Origin of the sequence: Aidingimonas halophila, from assembly GCF_900106955.1 — a bacterium.
GTDB classification, from domain to species: Bacteria; Pseudomonadota; Gammaproteobacteria; order Pseudomonadales; family Halomonadaceae; genus Aidingimonas; species Aidingimonas halophila.
Genome location: NZ_FNNI01000002.1, coordinates 71,529 through 90,718 on the forward strand (window position 1 = coordinate 71,529; position 19,190 = coordinate 90,718).

Annotated in this window: 14 protein-coding genes; 7 read left to right on the forward strand and 7 right to left on the reverse strand. The window is 62.0% G+C overall.

The window, feature by feature from the left end; genetic code table 11:
* Window positions 1-42: 42 nt before the first annotated feature.
* The 4 genes from nrdE to ubiM form a co-directional block, all read right to left on the reverse strand.
* Window positions 43-2,211, reverse strand: a complete 2,169-nt coding sequence (gene nrdE, locus BLW01_RS03680; RefSeq protein WP_092568164.1) for a class 1b ribonucleoside-diphosphate reductase subunit alpha — start codon at window positions 2,209-2,211, stop codon at window positions 43-45.
* Window positions 2,193-2,636, reverse strand: coding sequence for a class Ib ribonucleoside-diphosphate reductase assembly flavoprotein NrdI (gene nrdI / locus BLW01_RS03685; RefSeq protein ID WP_092568165.1), 444 nt, complete (start codon window positions 2,634-2,636; stop codon window positions 2,193-2,195). The genes nrdE and nrdI overlap by 19 nt, the downstream gene beginning before the upstream one ends.
* Window positions 2,633-2,857, reverse strand: a complete 225-nt coding sequence (gene nrdH, locus BLW01_RS03690; protein ID WP_092568166.1) for a glutaredoxin-like protein NrdH — start codon at window positions 2,855-2,857, stop codon at window positions 2,633-2,635. The genes nrdI and nrdH overlap by 4 nt, the downstream gene beginning before the upstream one ends.
* A 155-nt stretch (window positions 2,858-3,012) precedes the next feature.
* Complete coding sequence (gene ubiM, locus BLW01_RS03695; protein WP_092568167.1) at window positions 3,013-4,197, reverse strand: 5-demethoxyubiquinol-8 5-hydroxylase UbiM; 1,185 nt, start codon at window positions 4,195-4,197, stop codon at window positions 3,013-3,015.
* 150 nt (window positions 4,198-4,347) lie between these two features.
* Between ubiM and BLW01_RS03700 the strand changes: the two genes are divergently transcribed.
* The 7 genes from BLW01_RS03700 to BLW01_RS03730 all read left to right on the forward strand — a co-directional run bounded on the left by BLW01_RS03700 (window position 4,348) and on the right by BLW01_RS03730 (window position 14,417).
* A complete protein-coding gene (locus BLW01_RS03700) occupies window positions 4,348-6,495 on the forward strand; it encodes a TonB-dependent receptor (protein WP_092568168.1) in 2,148 nt (715 codons plus the stop codon).
* A gap of 282 nt (window positions 6,496-6,777) precedes the next feature.
* On the forward strand, window positions 6,778-8,943 hold the full coding sequence (locus tag BLW01_RS03705) for a TonB-dependent receptor (protein ID WP_092568169.1): 2,166 nt from the start codon (window positions 6,778-6,780) through the stop codon (window positions 8,941-8,943).
* 209 nt (window positions 8,944-9,152) lie between these two features.
* Complete coding sequence (locus BLW01_RS03710) at window positions 9,153-10,634, forward strand: DHA2 family efflux MFS transporter permease subunit (protein ID WP_092568170.1); 1,482 nt, start codon at window positions 9,153-9,155, stop codon at window positions 10,632-10,634.
* Window positions 10,631-11,689, forward strand: coding sequence for an ABC transporter substrate-binding protein (locus tag BLW01_RS03715; RefSeq protein WP_092568171.1), 1,059 nt, complete (start codon window positions 10,631-10,633; stop codon window positions 11,687-11,689). The genes BLW01_RS03710 and BLW01_RS03715 overlap by 4 nt, the downstream gene beginning before the upstream one ends.
* Entirely contained in the window at window positions 11,683-12,681 is a 999-nt protein-coding gene (locus tag BLW01_RS03720) for a FecCD family ABC transporter permease (protein WP_092568172.1), read from the forward strand. Before BLW01_RS03715 ends, BLW01_RS03720 begins: the two co-directional genes overlap by 7 nt.
* A gap of 2 nt (window positions 12,682-12,683) precedes the next feature.
* Window positions 12,684-13,730 (forward strand): FecCD family ABC transporter permease, encoded by a 1,047-nt coding sequence (locus BLW01_RS03725; RefSeq protein WP_092568173.1) that lies wholly within the window; start codon window positions 12,684-12,686, stop codon window positions 13,728-13,730.
* Window positions 13,731-13,793: 63 nt separating this feature from the next.
* The gene (locus tag BLW01_RS03730; RefSeq protein WP_092568174.1) at window positions 13,794-14,417 is read left to right on the forward strand and encodes an RraA family protein; all 624 of its coding nucleotides are present in this window, start codon (window positions 13,794-13,796) and stop codon (window positions 14,415-14,417) included.
* A 53-nt stretch (window positions 14,418-14,470) separates the two neighbouring features.
* Here the strand turns inward: BLW01_RS03730 and BLW01_RS03735 are convergent, their stop codons facing one another.
* The 3 genes from BLW01_RS03735 to BLW01_RS03745 form a co-directional block, all read right to left on the reverse strand.
* Window positions 14,471-16,402: an IucA/IucC family protein gene (locus tag BLW01_RS03735; RefSeq protein ID WP_092568175.1), complete on the reverse strand. Its 1,932-nt coding sequence runs from the start codon at window positions 16,400-16,402 to the stop codon at window positions 14,471-14,473.
* An 82-nt stretch (window positions 16,403-16,484) separates the two neighbouring features.
* Complete coding sequence (locus BLW01_RS03740; RefSeq protein WP_092568176.1) at window positions 16,485-17,276, reverse strand: HpcH/HpaI aldolase family protein; 792 nt, start codon at window positions 17,274-17,276, stop codon at window positions 16,485-16,487.
* Window positions 17,270-19,165 (reverse strand): IucA/IucC family protein, encoded by a 1,896-nt coding sequence (locus BLW01_RS03745; protein ID WP_092568177.1) that lies wholly within the window; start codon window positions 19,163-19,165, stop codon window positions 17,270-17,272. Before BLW01_RS03745 ends, BLW01_RS03740 begins: the two co-directional genes overlap by 7 nt.
* Window positions 19,166-19,190: the final 25 nt, after the last annotated feature.

The following is a 19,190-nucleotide window of genomic DNA, read 5'->3' on the forward strand; positions in this document are numbered from 1 at the left end:
TGACATATCAGGTGTCGAACGAAACGGCCGTGGCCGTCTTTTTTACAGTGTGCAGGAAACACAGCCCTCGACCTCGGTCCCCTCCAGCGCGGGTTGGCGCAGACGCACGTAGTAGAGCGTCTTGATACCCTTGCGCCAGGCGTAGATCTGGGCCCGGTTGAGATCGCGGGTGGTCACCGAATCCGGGAAGAACAGGGTCAGAGACAGCCCCTGGTCGACGTGTTTCGTCGCCTCGGCGTAGGTATCGATGATCTTCTCGGGACCGACTTCGTAGGCGTCCTGATAGTACTCGATATTGTCGTCGCTGAGATACGGCGCCGGATAGTAGACACGACCCAGCTTGCCTTCCTTGCGGATCTCGATCTTGCCCGCCACCGGATGGATGCTCGAGGTGGAGTGGTTGATGTACGAGATCGAACCGGTCGGCGGTACCGCCTGCAGGTTACGGTTGTAGAGCCCGTAGGCCATGACCGACTCCTTCAGAGCCTGCCAGTCCGCCTGGCCGGGAATGGCAATACCGGCCTTCTCGAACAATCCCCGGACCTTCTCGGTGCGCGGTTCCCACACCTGATCGGTGTACTTGTCGAAGAAGGTGCCGTTGGCATAGTCGGATTCGGCGAAACCGGCAAAGCTCTGCCCTTTTTCGATCGCCAGGCGGTTGGAGGCGCGAATCGCGTAATAGGCCACGCAATAGAAGTAGATATTGGTGAAGTCCAGGCCTTCATCGGAACCGTAGAAGATTCGTTCGCGCGCCAGGAAACCGTGCAGGTTCATCTGCCCCAGACCGATGGCGTGCGATTGCGCGTTGCCCTCGGCAATGGACGGCACCGACTTCAGGTTGCTCATTTCCGAGACCGCGGTCAGGCCGCGCACGGCGATCTCCACACTGGTACCGATATCGCCGGCATCCATCACCTTGGCGATGTTCATCGAGCCGAGGTTGCAGGAAATGTCGTGGCCGATCGCGCGATAGCCGAGATCGTCGTCGTACTCGGTCGGCGTATTGACCTGCAGGATCTCGGAGCAGAGGTTGCTCATGTTGATCCGCCCGGCGATCGGGTTGGCCCGATTCACCGTATCCTCGAACATGATGTACGGGTAGCCGGATTCGAACTGCAATTCAGCGATCGTCTGGAAGAACTCGCGGGCGTTGATCTTGTCCTTGCGAATCCGCCGGTCGGCGACCATCTCATCGTATTTCTCGGTGACACTGATATCACCGAACGGGACGCCGTAGACACGCTCGACATCGTAGGGCGAGAACAGGTACATGTCCTCGTTCTGCTTGGCCAGTTCGAAGGTGACGTCGGGAATCGTCACGCCCAGCGACAGCGTCTTGATGCGGATCTTCTCGTCGGCGTTCTCGCGCTTGGTATCCAGGAAGCGCAGAATGTCGGGATGGTGGGCGTTCAGGTACACCGCTCCGGCGCCCTGACGCGCCCCCAGCTGGTTGGCGTAGGAAAATGCGTCTTCGAGCATCTTCATGATCGGCACGATACCCGAGGACTGATTCTCGATGTGCTTGATCGGTGCCCCGGATTCGCGCACGTTGCTGAGCAGGAACGCGACCCCGCCGCCACGCTTGGAGAGCTGCAGCGCCGAATTGATCGAGCGGCCGATGGACTCCATGTTGTCTTCGATGCGCAGCAAGAAGCACGACACCAGTTCCCCGCGCTGGCGCTTGCCGCAGTTGAGGAACGTCGGGGTGGCAGGCTGGAAACGGCCGTTGATGATTTCGTCGACCAGAGAACGCGCCAGCGTCTCGTCGCCACGAGCCAGCGTCAGCGCGACCATGCACACGCGATCCTCGTAACGCTCCAGATAGCGCTTGCCGTCGAACGTCTTCAGCGTGTAGCTGGTGTAGTACTTGAACGCTCCGAGGAAACTCGGGAAGCGGAACTTGTAGGCATAGGCCTGTTCGAACAGCGACTTGATGAAGACAGTGTCGTACTGTTCGAGCACGTCGCCTTCGTAATAGCCTTTTTCGACCAGGTAATCGAGCTTCTCTTCCAGGGAGTGGAAGAAGACGGTGTTCTGATTGACGTGCTGCAGGAAATACTGACGCGCCGCTTCGCGATCCTTGTCGAGCTGCAGCTCCCCTTCCGGACCGTACAGATTGAGCATGGCATTGAGTGCATGGTAATCCAGCTCTCGTGCTTCGTTGCTCGAGGCATTTTCACGCTGTGGCGCAACTACGCTTGTTGTTTCCAAAATTCCTCGACTCCCTTGCGAACCTCGGCGACATCATCAGGGGTGCCCAACAACTCGAACCGATAGAGCAGTGGCACCTGGCACTTCTCGGCGATGATTCGGCCCGCCAGGCAGAAGGCCGCACCGAAGTTGGTGTTACCAGCGGCGATCACACCGCGGATCAGCCCGCGATTGTGTTCGTCATTGAGAAAACGGATGACCTGCCCCGGAACCGCCCCTTTGAGATGGCCGTTGCCATAGGTCGGGGTGATCAATATGTAGGGGGAGTCGACCCGCAGGAATGGCTCATCACGATTCAAGGGAATGCGCTGGGCCGGTAATCCCAGCTTTTCCACGAAACGGTGCGTGTTTCCTGAACGTGTCGAAAAATAGACCAGCTCCCCCCCTGCTGCAGGCTCCGTGTCGAGCGCTGCGGGCTGATTCATGCCACCAGGGCCTGAATCCTGTCCGGACGGAAGCCTGACCAGTGGTCTTCCCCGGCGACGACCACCGGCAGTTGACGGTATCCCATGTCTTGTACCGTCTCGAGCGCCACAGGGTCTTCGGTAAGATCGATGACGGTGTAATCTAGCCCCTGCTTGTCCAGAGCGCGGTAAGTGGCGTTGCACTGAACGCAGGCAGGTTTGCTGTAAATCTTGATCGTCATGATTGCGACTCCCTTTGTTGACGACGCGCGGCAGCGTGATGGTTTGCGGACACCGTCCATGAACGGCACACCACATATGGTAGAACACACCGACGAAAAATCAATATATGGTTTTTTGTAGCAAATTGTGTTCATCTGCCAGTCAACGTTCGGAGTCAGGAGATAGGCGGTTTTTGCCGGGTCAAGTGATGGGCAATCGCCATCTTCAACGGTGTCACACGTTCGGCGAGTCGGAGTCCGGCATGACGCAACAGGCGTGCCGGCGGACGATCATCGGTATACAGCGACACGATCGCCTGAGTGGCCACATAGAGCGGGCCGGTTGCCAGGCGGTGATGGCGTTCATAGGGGCCCAGAACGGCCCGGCCCCCAATATCTTGTGCCTGGCGGTGCGCGACGATAACACGCCTGGCCAGTTCTTGCTGCCCCTGAAGGCCGAGGTTGAAACCGTGCGCCGTGACAGGATGCATGCCGACAGCGGCATCGCCGACCAGAGCGAATCGGCGTGCCACGAAACGATGCGCATAGGTGCTCACGAGCGGGTAGACGGCCGGTTCGCCCTGCTTGCGCATGTCGCCGAGCCGGTAGTCGAAACGCGCCGCGATATGGGTCGAGAAGGTCTCGTCATCCAGGGCCGTCAGCGATTCCATCTCGCGCTTGGGTAGCGTCACGACCACCGAGGATTCATGCGGTCCCAATGGCAACAGCGCCAGCGTCTGGCCATGGTCGAACCACTCCCAAGCCGATTGGTCATGGGCTTTATCGTGTTGCATGCGGCACACCAGCATGCTGCGACCGTTATCACACATCTCGGCGCCGATACCCATCTGCCGCCGCGCCTCCGAAAAGCGGCTGTCGGCCGCCACGGCCAGGTCAGCCTCGAGTCGGGTACCGTCATCGAGCCATAGCCGGGCATGCCGGGAATCGCTATCGATACGCTGCAACGCCGCTTCATGCCAGACTACCCCGTCACATTCCGCTACAGCGTCGAACGCCGCCTGACGCAACCGATAGTTGGGCACCAGCACCCCCAGAGGCTGGCGTGAATCCCCTCGCCCACTCGAGATTGTCATGGCGAATGGTGAGTCGCCGTTGAAGACACGAGCATCGCGTAACGGTGATATGGCATCGGCCGGCAGCCGATGCCAGATATCCAGTGCTTTCAGAATGGCCTGGGAGGCGTGGTGAAGCGCGATCTCGCGACCATCCGGTACCGGATCACGCAGTGTTGCCATCGACTGTTTGTCGACCAGCGCCACCGACAGCCCGGCGGCTGCCAGCGCCCGGGTAAAACATAGCCCGACAGGTCCGGCCCCGATCACAGCGACATCGACGCGCATTTCGACTCCTTCTCCATGACCGCATGCCGACCGAAGCGAACGGCAGTCTGTTGAAATAAATGCAAATTACTCTTATTGAGTTTAATTGTCATCTTCACTACCCTGAGCCGCGCATTCCAATACCAAGCATCCTCAGCAAGGAAAACCGCAATGAAAAAACCGCTGACACTCGGCCTGGTGGTAACCGCCGGGTCGATGGCATCCGGCCTATACGCCCAGGAAAACAAGGATACCATGGTGGTGGTTGGCTCCCGTACCCCTACCCAGATCAATCAGATACCCAGTGCCGTTCAGGTCGTCGAGGAAGCAGAGCTACAACAGCAGATCGAAACGGGAGCCGACCTAAAGACGGCATTAGGCAAGCTGGTGCCAGGGCTGGATTTCGCGCCGCAAGGTCGGACCAATTATGGCCAGAACATGCGCGGACGTAGCGTACAGGTTCTGGTCGATGGTATCTCGATGAATAGTTCACGGGGATTATCCCGTCAATTCGATTCCATCGATCCCTTCAATATCGAGCGAATCGAAGTTCTATCCGGTGCCAGCAGTCTCTACGGCGGCGGCGCCACAGGCGGCATCATCAATATCATCACCAAGAGAGGCGAATCTGGTGGGCCGCACTGGGAAAGTGAAGCTGGCGTCACAACCGGTTTCAATAACAGTGACGACCGAGACTACCGAGTGGCGCAATCCGCCAGTGGCGGCAACGAACACATTCAGGGTCGAATCGGCGTCGCCTATCAGGACAATGGCCGCCAATACGATGGCAACGGCGATGAAATCTTTCCTGACATCTCGCAAACCGATCTGCAGGATAATCGCAGTATCGATATCTTCGGCAGCTTGACTGTCAACCTGGATACCAACCAGACGCTGGAACTGGGTGCCCAGCTTTACCGTTCAGGCTACGAGGGGGATCGCAGCGTATATTTTCCTAACCTCGATGCTGATCCCGCCAACCTGAATGATGCAGAAATTCGCGATGGCTTCAATGCGGATCGCGAGCCCGAAACCGACCGCAAGATGGTCAACCTGCAATATCACAATGCCGATTTCCTCAAACAGAATTTTTACTTACAGGCCTACCATCGAGAGGAAGAAGCCAGCTTTCATCCATTCCCGTATGTCTCAGACTATGACGACTTGGATGGTGATGATGAGTGGGACCTCGATGAACCAGTCAATCAATATGCCTTCTCTGCCTCCAAGCAGAACACCGACCTGACAGGCATCAAGGCTTTGTTCGATGCCCAGCCTGGGCAGGATGTCAACCTGACCTACGGCGTGGATCTGGACCGAGAGTCTTTCGACGCTTCTCAGATGTATTTCGATACTGCTCTCACCGATGCCAGTGGAGGTTTAATCCAACGTAATGCTGGCATTTCCCCGCGCTACCCCGGTTACGAGATCGACACCTATGCCGGTTATATGCAGGGTGACTGGCAAGCGACGGATGCCTTGAAAGTCAGCGGCGGTATACGCCACCAATATATGGATGTGGAAATCGATGATTTCCAGGGCATCCCGGGAGGAGAAAACGACTACGACGCCACGCTTTTTAACGCCCAAGCACTCTATGATTTTCAGAATGGTCAACAGAGCTGGGTGCAATTCAGCCAGGGCTTCGAGCTTCCCGATCCGGCAAAGTATTATGGCCAGGATGAAGGATTCAATGTCGCTGAGAATCCACTCTCTGCCATCGAGACCAATCAATTCGAAATTGGCTGGCGGTATCAAGGCGCTCATTGGCAGGCACAAACTGCTGCCTATTACGCCTGGTCCGATGAATCACTGGAATACAACTCTGATGGCTTGAGCGTCAATGTCGTCGACGAGAAAAAACGGGATTTCGGTCTCGAGAGCAAAGTCACCCGCTACTTCGACAACGGTTTCGAGGCAGGGGGTACGCTCCATTTGGTACGTTCCGAGCAGAAGAACGACAGCGGCGATTGGGAAAAGCGTGGTATCGATACCTCATCACCGTCCAGTGCCACCGCCTTCGTCGGGTGGTCGGATCTTGACCGATCCGCACGTCTTCAAGCCAATCATGAGTTCGATCTGGAGGATGACGAAGGTGGTCGTATCGATAGCCACACCACTCTCGACTTGTCATTGAGCCAGCAGACCGACGTCGGCAAAGTCAGTCTGGGTATCCAGAATCTACTCGATGAGAGTTATTCAACGACTTGGGGCCAACGTGCCGCCTCGCTTTACTCTCCTCGCTATGGCCCCGAATACCTCTACGACTACCAGGGACGTGGCCGAACGTACACGCTGAACTGGTCCATGTCCTACTGATTCATCGCCCCGATGCTCGCTTTCGCCCCGCACTGTTGCGGGGCGTTTTATTGGTGCGACAGCCATTGTCCGACCCGTGACGCCCGCATCAATGCCCCAGCACTCCAGGCCGGGACCGAGGCCAAGATAGGTAACAATGATCATGCGTCTCTATCGCACCCGTATATGCGCCTATATTGCAGAAGCAAATGAAAAACGTTATCGTTCGTCACCGTATTTCTCTAACAAGCCATCACTAACAACAAAACATCATTACATCGAATCAAACAGGGGATTTTCCTTATGCCAAGTTACCAACGACCGCGCCACGTACGGCTGAGCCTGCTGCCACTCGCGTTCTTATCTGCCCTGCCCGCCACTGCCATGGCACAGGATACATCCGGGTCGGAGAGAGCCGACGGCAACGAATTGGACCCACTGGTGATCAATGCGACCCGCAACCGCAGTAGCGCAGGCGAGACCCCGCATAAGGTCACCATCATCGACCGCGAGCAGATCAAGCAGCAGCTGGCGATCACCCAGGACCCGAGCCAAGTGCTCAGCAACCTGATCCCCTCCTACTCGCCCAGCCGCCAGAAGCTCAACAATAGCGGCGAGACCTTCCGCGGCCGATCGGCTCTGTTCATGGTCGACGGCGTACCGCAGTCCAATCCGCTGGGCGGCGGGGGAAGAGATAGTTATACCATCGATCTCTCCATGGTCGAGCGTATCGAAGTCATCCACGGTGCCAGCGCCGAGCATGGCCTGGGGGCGACCGGCGGTATCATCAACTACGTGACCAAGCGCCCCGAAGGCGCCGGGGTAAGCCAGCATGTCGGCGTCAGCTTGACCAGCGACGATGATTTCGAGTCGGAAGGCTTCGGCAACAAGGTGGATTATCGCCTCAGCGGCCAGGACGGCGACTGGGACTACACGGTCGCCGCTAGCCGCCAGAAACGCGGCGTCTTCTATGATGGCGACGACGAGATCGTCGGCATGGCCTATCATGGCGAGATCCAGAACTCCGAGAGCTACGACCTGATGGCCAAGGCGGGCTACTGGATCGACGACAACCAGAACGTCGAGCTCTCCCTCAATCATTACGACCTCGATGTCGACGACGACTATGTGCCGGTATCCGGCGATCGCGACGCGGGCGTGCCGACCACAGCCCGCAAGGGTAATCCCGATAACGACCCGGGCTACAACAGAGTCACCAACGCCCGGCTGTCCTACGAGAACAGCGACTGGCTGGGCAACGAGTTAGATGCCCAACTTTATACCCAGCGCTTCCGCGCACAGTTTGGTGCCACCGGCCTAGGCTCCTTCCCCTACCAGGACGATGCGGGCAATACCCTCTTCGACCACACCCGCAACGAGTCCGACAAGGTCGGTGCCAAGTTCTCCCTGAGCCGCGACGGCCTGCTCGACGATCGCCTCAAGCTGACCACTGGCCTCGACCTGCTGCAGGACGACACCCGCCAGCAGCTGGTGAAGACCGGTCGTAACTATGTGCCGGAGAGCCGGTTCCGTAACCTTGCCGCCTTCCTGCAGGGCGACTACGACCTGACCGAGTCGTTGAGCCTGCATGCCGGGGTCCGCCAGGAGCATGCCACGCTGAACGTCGACGACTACTCGACTGTGGATCGTAGTACCAGTGTCGAAAACGACCTCGTCTCGGTGGAGGGCGGTAATCCCGATTTCGACGAGACCCTGTTCAATGCCGGTATCATCTACCAGGCCACCGACTGGGCCCAGCTCTACGCCAACTACTCCGAGGGCTTCGGCATGCCCGACGTGGGCCGGGTATTGCGCGGTGTCAACGAACCCGGCCAGGACGTCGACACCCTGATCGACCTCTCGCCCATCGTCACCGACAACCGTGAGGTCGGCGCCCGCTTCGACTGGGACCGCTACGGCCTCGAGCTGAGCTATTATGAGTCGAATTCCGACCTCGGCCAGCGCATCGAGCCCGATGACCAGGGCGTCTACCGGGTCCAGCGGGAGAAGACCGAGATCCAGGGCGTCGAGATCACCGGCGAGGCCCAGGTGAATGACGCCCACCAGCTGCGGCTCACTTACACCCACGCCAAGGGCAAATCGGACACCGATGGTGACGGCAGCGTGGACACCAAGCTGACGGGCCGAGATCTCGCTCCGGACACCGTCAAACTGGCCTGGAGCGCGGCCTGGAACGACAAGCTCTCCTCCCACCTCCAGTACAGCTACTATCGTGACCGCAGCTTCGACGACCCAGAGCTCGAGTTCGACGGCTACGGCCTCGTCGACGCCTCCCTGACCTACCAGTTACCCATGGGTCGCGCCAGCCTGGGCATAGAGAACCTCACCGACGAGGACTACTTCACCTACTACTCACAATCGTTCCCTCAGTCGCCCGCGCTTGAAGACGACCTGTACTTCAAGGGCCGGGGGCGCACCTTCACCCTGAGCTACCAGCTCGACTTCTAAGCAAGACGTCCGATTGATCTGGCTTGTTGAGCGGCGCCCCATGGCGCCGCTTTAGTCGCAAGCATCCCCCGGCGCACCGTCACCCTATCACTCGCAATTGATAACGTTTTGCATTTAAGCCCGGCAATGTTATCATTTCTGTCCATGATGCATTTCACGCAGGCGCCTCGCCCAACCAGCGCCTGTCGTCCCCCGCCGAGTGAGTGTCCATGCTGAATGCTTCCGGGCATGGCGGGAAGGTGCTGATCAGTGTGCTGCTGGGCACCTTTACCGTCAGCCTCAACAACAGCGCCCTGAACCTTGCCGTGGCCGAACTGATGGTCACCTTCGAAGCCAGCGCCACGGGGGTCAGCTGGGTGGTGACGCTGTTCATGATTACCATGGGCATGACCATGCCGCTGACCGGCTACCTGGCCGACCGTTTCGGTCGCCGGTCTATCTATCTGCTGGGCCTATGGGGGTTCCTGGCAGGCTCCGCGCTTGGCGCCATGGCCCAGAGCCTGGCCGGCATCATCCTCGCGCGCGGACTGCAGGGCGTGGCCGCGGGGCTAATGATCCCCTTGTCCCTGTCATTGATCTTCTCTGCCTATCCCGCCGACCAGCGAGGCCGCGCCAGCGGGATCTGGGGCTTCGCGGTGATGCTCGCCCCGGCCCTCGGTCCAAGCGTCGGCGGGCTGCTGCTCGAGGTCAGCCACTGGCGGGCGCTGTTCCTGATGAACATGCCTTTCGCACTGCTGGGGCTCATATGCGGCTATCGCTATCTCCCGGCCGAAGCCGCCAATCGCCGGCGTCGGTTCGACCTGCCCGGCTTTGCGCTGATCACTCTGGGCATGGGCGCGGTGCTGTTCTCCCTCAGCCGGGTGGAGACGTTGAACGACCTAGGGCGCACCCAGGCCCTGCTGCCGCTTACCGCCGGACTCCTGGCGCTCGTGCTGTTCGTGCGAACCGAGCGACGTACCCACACGCCTCTGCTTGACCTGTCGCTGTTCACCCATCAAGGCTATCGTCTCAGCGTTATCCTGGCCTGCCTGCAATCGATCATCCTGTTCGGCTGCATCCTGCTGGTGCCGCTGTGGATGCAGAATGCGCTGGAGTTCGACCCGCTAACCACCGGGCTGGTATTCCTGGCCACCGCGCTGGCCGCCTCCTCCTGCTCACCCATTGCGGGACGCCTGATCGACCGCTATCCACCGCAGTGGTGCATCGGTACCGGACTGACGATCACCATGATCAGCCTGGTGGGACTTGCCACTCTGACAAAAGCCACGCCGGTGTGGATGATCGGCGCCTGGATGGGCCTGCGCGGTCTCGGCCTCGGCTGCGCCTATCTGCCCTCGACCACCGTAGGCATGAAGGATCTTCCCGAGTCACACGTCGCCCAGGCCTCGGCCATGAACAATATGTCTCGGCGCTTGGTCTCGTCGCTCGGTATCGTCGCGCTTACCCTCTACTACGATACGGCCGTCAAGGACGCACTGGATCGGGGTATTCCCTATACCGAGGCGAGCGCCACCGCCCTCCATCATGCCTTCCTGGCGCTGGCGGCGGTCGCCGTGTGCTGCATGCCACTGGCCTGGCGGCTAGGCCGTGCCGTGACGCGACACGACGCGGCCCCACCAGACACTGTGTCATTGCCTGCTCCCCCCCTCGACCGATCTTTTAAGACCGCATCCGTCAGGGGGTCGGAATGAAAATTCGCCCCCGAATCCGGCACCTGTGCCTGGCGGTGGTGCTGGCGTCCCTCATCCCGCTGGGGGCCGTTGCCGACGGTGCCCGCGATGGACGTACCGTCACCAATGCGTTCGGCGACACCTACCTTCCTGCTACCCCGCAGCGCGTCGTCACTCTCTACCAGGGCGCCACAGACAGCGCGGTGGCGCTGGGCCTCACACCGGTCGGCGTCGTCGACTCCTGGCTGGAACAGCCCATGTATCACTACTTGCGTGACGCCCTCGACGGCGTGACGCACGTCGGCCTGGAGACCCAGCCCAACCTGGAGAAGGTCGCCTGGCTGGACCCTGACCTGATCGTGGCCACGCGCTTTCGTCACGAGCGGGTCCAGCCACTGCTGGAGAAGATCGCGCCGACGGTCGCTACAGAGACCGTCTTCGACTTCAAGGCAACCCTAAGGCTGATCGCCAAGGCCACAGGGCGGGAAGCCCGTGCTCGTGAGCTGTTGCACGACTGGGACTCACGCGTGGCAGACTTCCGCCAAAGAATCGCCGATACGCTGGGTGATGCCTGGCCGCAGAAGGCCGCCGTGGTCCGCTTCAAGAGCGACCATGTGCGCCTCTATTCCACGGGTTTCGCCGGCTCGATCCTCGATGAGCTGGGCTTCGAACAACCGGATGCCGTGCACGACCAGGGCTGGGGCATGAAGCTGACCAGCGAAGAGAACATCCCGGTGCTGAATGCCGATGTGATCTTCGTACTGCTGGAACCGGACGACCCGGCCATCGCCCGGAACTACCGGCACTGGCGCTCTCATCCTCTCTGGAAACGACTGGACGCCGTGCAAGACGAGCGCGTCTTCGAGGTGGATGCGGTGGACTGGATCATGGGCGGCGGTATCCTGGCCGCCAATGCCATGCTGGATGATCTCTACGCCCATTACAGGCTGGTGACTCCCCGCGAGCATGCGGTGCCGGCGCCCCCCATGTCGGCCGATACCACGTCCGCTGTTGCCTGCATCACGGGTACCAAGGTGTTGCCTCCCTCACAGGACGAGGAGACCACCACATGCTGAATCAGCGTGTTTCACGGATCGCGGGATTGCTGCTGGGGGTGGTACTGGTCACGGCGGCCTTCGCGGCAAGCGTCATGCTGGGCACCACGGATATCGCCCCGCCGACCTTCGTCCAAGCGCTGGTGCACTACGATCCCGCTCGAGTCGCGCATATCATCATTGTCACCGAGCGCCTGCCACGCGCGGTCATCGCAGCCCTGGTCGGCGCCAGCCTGGCCATCGCCGGCGCCCTGATGCAGACCATGACCCGCAATCCCCTCGCCTCACCGGGCATCCTGGGAATCAACGCGGGAGCCATGTTCTTCGTGGTGATCGCGGTCTCGCTGCTGCCTCTCCACACGCCGGCCGAGTACGTCTGGGCGGCGCTGCTGGGCGCCCTGGTCGCGGCCTGTCTGGTGGTCATGCTGAGTCGCGGTCGTCATGGGGAGCTGTCGCCGTTGCGGGTCGTGCTGGCGGGCGTGGCCGTCACCGCCATGTTCGTCTCGTTCAGTCAGGGACTGCTGATCATCGACCAACAGAGCTTCGAGAGCGTGCTGTACTGGCTGGCCGGTTCCGTGTCCGGGCGCGAGCTGTCGATAGTGGTGCCTTTGCTGCCGTTCTTCGGCGGCGCCCTGCTGCTGTGCATGCTGCTCGTCCGCCATGCCAATGCCTTGATGCTGGGTGATGACATCGTCAAGGGCCTGGGCATGCGCGCCGGCACTACCAAACTGTTGCTCGGCCTGGTGGTGATCCTGCTCGCCGGCAGTTCGGTCGCGCTGGCCGGCATGATCGGTTTCGTCGGCCTGATCGTACCGCACATGGCGCGAGGCCTCTTCGGCGTCGACCACCGCTGGCTGCTGCCGGCCTGTGCCCTGCTGGGAGCGAGCCTGTTGTTGCTGGCCGATGTGGCTTCGCGCTTCCTGATGGCCCCGCAGGATGTGCCGGTGGGAGTGATGACCGCGCTGATCGGCACGCCCTTCTTCATCTATCTGGCACGCAGGAAGCAGGTCTGACCATGACGCACACCCCTTCCCTGCCACAGACAGGTAACGACATCACTGCTACCCATACGCCCCGTCCTGTAATCATAAGCGCTCTGCTCGTTCTGGTGCTGCTGGCCAGCATGGGTCTGTCGCTAAGCCTGGGCAGTTTCCCCACCTCGTTCGACCAGGTGGTGCACGCGCTGGCCGTGCCGCAGGGCAGCGACATCACCTTCATCGTCTGGGAACTGCGCCTGCCGCGTATCCTGCTGGCTGTGCTGGTGGGGTCGGCCCTGGCCGTGGCCGGCGCTATACTCCAGGGCATCGTGCGCAACCCGTTGGCCTCTCCGGACGTCATCGGCATCACCAGCGGCGCCGCCATGGCCGCCGTCGCTTTCCTTGCGCTATTCGGCACCGGCCTGAGCATCCATTGGCTGCCGGCCTCCGCGTTGCTCGGCGCACTGCTTGCCGCCGCGCTGGTGTTCCTGCTGGCCTGGAAGGGCGGCATGACGCCCTCGCGCATGGTGCTGGTCGGCATCGGACTCTCCGCTGCGATGGGAGCCGTAACCACCCTGCTGATCGTGGTCAGCGACGATACCGCTGCCATGGTTGCCTATGTGTGGCTGACCGGCAGCCTCTACGCCGCCCAGTGGCAGGACGTTCTCGGCATGCTGCCCTGGCTGCTGGCGGCCGTTCCCCTGTGCCTGAGCCAGGCACGGCACATGGATGCCATGGCGCTGGGAGATCAGGTGGCGCAGGGCCTGGGCGTGAACGTCCTGCGCAGCCGGCTGGTGCTGATGGCCTGCAGCGTCGCGCTGGCGGGCGCGGCCGTGGCCTTCGCCGGGGGGCTCAGCTTCGTGGGCCTGATCGCACCCCATATCGCCGCCCGCCTGGTGGGGCGGGGCTTTGCCAGGCTGGTTCCCGCCGCCGCCCTGATCGGGGCCTTGATCGTGCTCTACGCCGACCTGCTGGGCAGAGTGGCGTTCCTCCCCAAGGACCTGCCCGCCGGCATCTTCGTCTCGGGAGTGGGTGCGCCCTTCTTCGTCTATCTGCTGCATCGCACCCGCTACCAGAATCATTGAAGCGATCCACCCATCATCACTCACTCTTCATCGCTGATACCCATGGCAGATAAGGGAAAACACATGTTCCATATCGCTCCCCGTCAGGACACCGTCACGGCGCAGCAGCGGCAGCGCTATCGAAGCCTGGCCACCTCCACCCTGGGTCATTTCACCGACTTCGGTGCCATTACCTCGCTCGCGCCGCTCCAGCGCCCCATGCGGCTGCTCGGCCCGGCCCTCACGGTCAGGATTCCCCACCTTGACGGCAGCATCATCCGCGAGGCGCTGAAGATGGCCTGCCCGGGCGACGTGCTGGTAATCGACGTGTCCGGCGATCAGCGTCGTGCTTGCTGGGGCGAATTCCGTGCCTACGCGGCGCTACGTAAGCAACTCGCGGGCATTGTCACCAACGGCGCCATCACCGACTGGGACGCCCTGTCCCAGCTGAACCTGCCCACCTACGCCCGGTCGACCAGCCCACTGACCACCCGGGCGCTGGAGCTGGAAGGCGAAATCAACACCCCGGTCGCCATCGACGGTGTCACGGTCAACCCGGGAGACCTGGTGGTGGGCGACGACGACGGGCTCTTCGTCATCCCGCCGCATCGCGCCGACGCCCTGGCCGAGGCCGCGGAAGCCAAGCAGGCCCGGGAGGCGGAAAAGCGAAACGCCCTCGAGGCCGAATTCCCTGAGTGGTTTCGTTGAAAGCGCAAACCGCATGAAGACACCGCCCGACGCCATATCGGGCGGTGTTCGCATCAGGCTTCGGTCAATGCTTCGGCTACCGCCTCGTCGGCTTGCCGGCCTACTCGAACGAAGGGATTACAGGTCGAACTCGTGCCAAAGGGCATGCTGCCAGGCCCGCCGGCCCGATCGATGATCGGCGCGATGAGTCGCTTGTAGGGCCACTGCCCACGCTCGAAGAGCTGCTCCTTAAGCATCCCGCGATCACGACGGTCGAAGGGGACCGCGTCGATCTGGGCCTCGAGGCGGACCGCCATCTCCCGCCAGAGATCATGGATTGACAAGGCGTAGTGATCCGCCAGGGTGTCGATGGTCGCCCGCAGATTGACCTGTATCGCCAGCGTCTGCAGCCAGAACAGTAGGGCCTCGAGACTGTCGTGATACAGGGTGTTGGCGTGGCCGGGCTTGATGCAGTAGCACGGGTCCTGCATGCCGTTTTGTTCCAGGCGCGCAACGTTGATCCTCAGCGAATCGTGGTCGCGCAGCAGTAGCCCCTGGCACCGGCCTTCCCGGAAGACCAGCACGGCATTCTGGCCATGCACTTCTGCTAGCATGCCGAGCCGCAACATGCGCAAGTTGATCTCGAAGAAGCCATCGCAGAGCTCGCCGAACAGTGCCTGCACCGAGGCGGGGCTGGCCGCCATGCCACGCTGTGCCAGCCAGTCGTCGAACACGTGATGCTCGCCACCCGGCAGCGGGGTCCCCAGTGTGGCCATGGGCACTAAACGCACGCTCGGGTCTTCCAGCAGCGTACGGGGATAGCTGCGCACCATGGCGGACAGATGCCTGGGAGCCTCGTCGAACAGCGTCGCCCCCTCCGGCATATAGGCCCACCACTTGCCCTCGTCGCACAGGTAGAGCGCCTCGGCGAGCCGGGCGTCCTTCTCCCTGGCCTGGTGCAGCAAGCGGGCGCTGAGGTCGCCATTGAACATCTTGACCGCCGGCAGGTAGCGCGAGGCGCCGAGCGAGTGGATGGCCATCGGCAGCTTCAGGAAGTGCGGGCTCGCCGTGGTGGGGGCCAGCGAACGCAGCGAGGAAGTCGCGAGCCAGGGCTCCGTGACCGATTCCAGCGAGACGCAGTCCCCCGCCGCGAAGGCCGCTTCCAGCCAGCGAGGCAGCGCATGTTCGTGCTGCCAGGGATGCACCGGAATGGCGACATGGCTGCGGGACAGCCCCCGCGAGGTCATCTCCCACTCGAGCACCTGGCGACTTTCGTCACCGACGAGCCACTGCACCGGCATGAGGCACGCCGCGTCGACGCCGGCGCCGGTCATCACCTGGTCGCGGGCCATCGCGACCCAACGCAGCGTGATGGGGGCATTGAACTCGGCCATGTAGGCGTGATACTCGCTCTCGCTGAGCCCCTGCTTAGCCTTCGCCGTGGGATGGTAAGGCCGATCGAGCAACGACGCCCACTGCTCCATGATTGCGAAGTGCTCGGCCGTGTCGCGAGTGAGCAGGTCGCGTGTCTCGACCCGGTGCGCCACGGAACTGGCTGCCTGCCAGAGGCTGTCGGACAGCGCCTCGAGAAACACCTGCTCTCCCTGCCCCAGGGCCTGGTCGTCGTCTTCCGTCACGGCACCGAAGACACGGCGCATGAAGGCGACGGGGTCGAGCGACTCCCACTCCCCGCTCTGGTGATACCTCACGATCACCGGGGTGCGTGGCACCTTTTCCCACGCCTGGGCGATACCGGGCTGCAGCAACATGGTAATCCCATGATGCCGGCCCTGTGACCAGTGCCAGAATCGCTTTGAAGGATCACCTAAGTAGCCTTCAAACACCGGCAGTTGGGTGATCCAGTCATCGACCTCGGTGGTAGCCAGCCAGACCGCGTCTAAGTCGTCCAACAGGCCTTCGACCAGCAAGCCATCCACCAGCGACTGCATGATCTGCGCCTGGGCATGGCGCTGGGCATCGAGAGCTTTCATGGTTGTGAACTCCATAGAGAAAACGGAATCATTGGAAACAGCAGTGCCAGCACGCTCGCGCGACGAGGCGGAAAGCCAGGCATTGTCGTCGGTGAACTCATGAACGGGGAGCCTCGCGTGACGCCAGTGCCCTGGCCTCATCAAGCGCTTTCTGCAGGGCGCGAAAGGCAATACCCCGTTCGTCGCCCAACATGAAGGCGCCGACACCGCGCGCCTGCCACCGGGCCTTGGCTTCCGGATGACGCAGGAAAGCGCAGTAGGGGATGCGATGCTCGCTCGCCGTGCTCTGTACCGCTTCCAGGGCCTCGACGACGTCGGAGTGACCGGTCTGCCAGGTCACCCCCAGTGACTGGGACAGGTCCGCCGCCCCCTCCAGCACCATGTCGAGGCCCGGCACGCCGCAAATCGCCTCGATCCGTGCCACCCCCTGGCGGCTCTCGATCATGGCGACCACCATGATCTCCCGGTTGGCCTGCACGACGTATTCCGCCAGGGAGGCTTTGCCGAAGGCACCGGGACGCCCGGCATTGAGGCTGCGCTCGCCTTCCGGGGCGTACTTGCACGCGGCCACGGCCCGCTCGAGGGTCCCGGGGTCTTCCACGTTGGGCAGCACGATACCCTGGGCGCCGCCGTCGAGCAGGCGTAGCAGCGTCTTGGGGTCGGCATCCGCGACCCGGACCAGCGGCGTCAGCCGGTAGCTCTCGGCGGTACGGATCATGTGCTCGACGGTTTCCGGGTTGATCAGCACGTGTTCGGTATCGATCACCACGAAGTCGAAGCCCGCCTCCGCGATCAGTTCGATGGAGGCCGCCGTGGGCAGGGAGGCCATGACACCGTGGACTTCCCGCCCTTCGACCAGCGCCCGCTTCAGTCGATTGGTCCTCAGCATGACGCCGCCTCCCCTGGCGCGTAGGTCGCCAGCGGGTTGGACACGTGCTTGATCTGGGGAACGTCATCGCCAAAGAGACGACGGCGGGTCAGGGCTTCCACCTCCCAGTGCGGCGCGAAGACATCGAAGCAGCGGTAGCGCTCGTCGTGCCGCGGATGAGCACGCTGATAGGCCTTGATCACGTCCGCTGTCATCGCCCAGAAACGCGATTCCTCCAATCCGAAATACCGATGCAGGAAGATCGCCATCTCGGCCAGGGCAATGAAGAAGAAGGCATCGCAGGAATAATCACGCACCGCGTCCAGGTCATCGGTGACGAGGAAGGAGTTGCGGTTGAGGGCGGCATGACGTTCGGGCACGGGCTCCAGGACAGGGGCCAACTGGGGCCGTGCCAGGTGCGAGGGGCTGAAGCGAACGCCGTCATGGAAGTCCTTCAACGCCACCCTGAGCGGCCAGCCGTCACGGTGAATGACCACGATATTCTGGCCATGGGACTCCATTCCCACCCCCTCGGCGAACAGCATGTGGATGATCGGCAAGGTGGCAACGTGAACGAGTTGTCGGGTCCAGGCTTCCAACCCATGACGTTCCACCCAGGGGGCGATGAAGGGGGTGACAGGCTCCCCCTCGGCATCGCGCATGAGTTGGCTCAGACCATTGAAGGGCACGGCCCGCTCGCCATCCTGCAGGAACTCGCCGACGTTCTGCCGCCAGATGACACCGACCTTGCCATAGACGTCATTGTATCGGGCCTCGGGAAAGGCACGCTCGTCCAGCGCCACGCCGGCCACCTCGCCCAGGATCACGAAACCCGCCGCCCTGGCGGTCGCATCCGTGTCGATGAGCCGCTGGAGCCACTGGGTGATGACGGGGGCGTTGGTCACGGTGTGGCGTGCCAGGATGCGCGTGCTGGACGTATTGGTGATGCTCATCGCCAGCTTGAGATACGGCTTGTCCGACTCTCGCGGGGCCAGGGTGCGAATCGACTGCTGGGCGGTATAGGTCGCTTCCCCCTCGCCCAGCAGGGCGATCTCGCCACTGGCCAGCTCCGGGTAGAGCGAGGGCACCAGCGCATTTTCCCACTGCCAGGGATGCACCGGCATCAGCACGACCTCGTCTCGCGCTAGTCGCCGCCGCGCCAGGTAGTCATCCAGACTCGCCAGCACTCGCGGCCCGGCATCCTCCGCGACCCGATCGGCCAGCGCCATTCCGCTGACCGCTCCCTGGTGCGCCAGGCGGGCCGGCACGGCAAGCCACCAAACCCGCAGCGGCTGCGCGAACTCCGGCCCATAACGCTGGTTGTCCCGCAGAGAAAAGCCGAGCCGTGACTTGTAGCAGGGATGATAGCTGTGCGCGTCGGTGAAGTACTGCTCCAGGGCATCGGCATCCAACGTCTGCGGCGTCTCTCGATAGGGCACCGGCCAGGCGGATGACTGCACGTCCTTGATCAGCGTCTGCGTCAGTTCGTTGACGAAGCCGGGCTGAATCGCGGCATCCCCCAGCGCCGCCTCAAGGTCCTCGAGGAATCGCTGCAGGCTCATTGGCTCCGGGGTGCCCTCATGGTCTTCGACTACCAGAGTGGAATGCTCGAGGCGAATCAACTGAAAGCTGTGACAGCGCAAGCCGCTGACGCAATAGCGGCGCCTGCCCAGTGTCAGCGCGAAGATCGTCGCCCCGGCGACGCCGGCCTCCGGATCGGAGACGGCCTCATGCGGAAGCACATCCTCGTAAAGCAGGGTCTGCAACAGTTGACCGACGACGCGTTGCTCGACGCGGGCGTGATGACGCCAGTGCGCTGCGGAGGCGAAGGGCATGGAGACGGAGCCCAAGGCGTTGGAGACGCCCACTGTTGCCGCAGCCTGCGGCAGAACACATTCATGTGATGACATGATGCACCTACAAAATCTGGAAAAT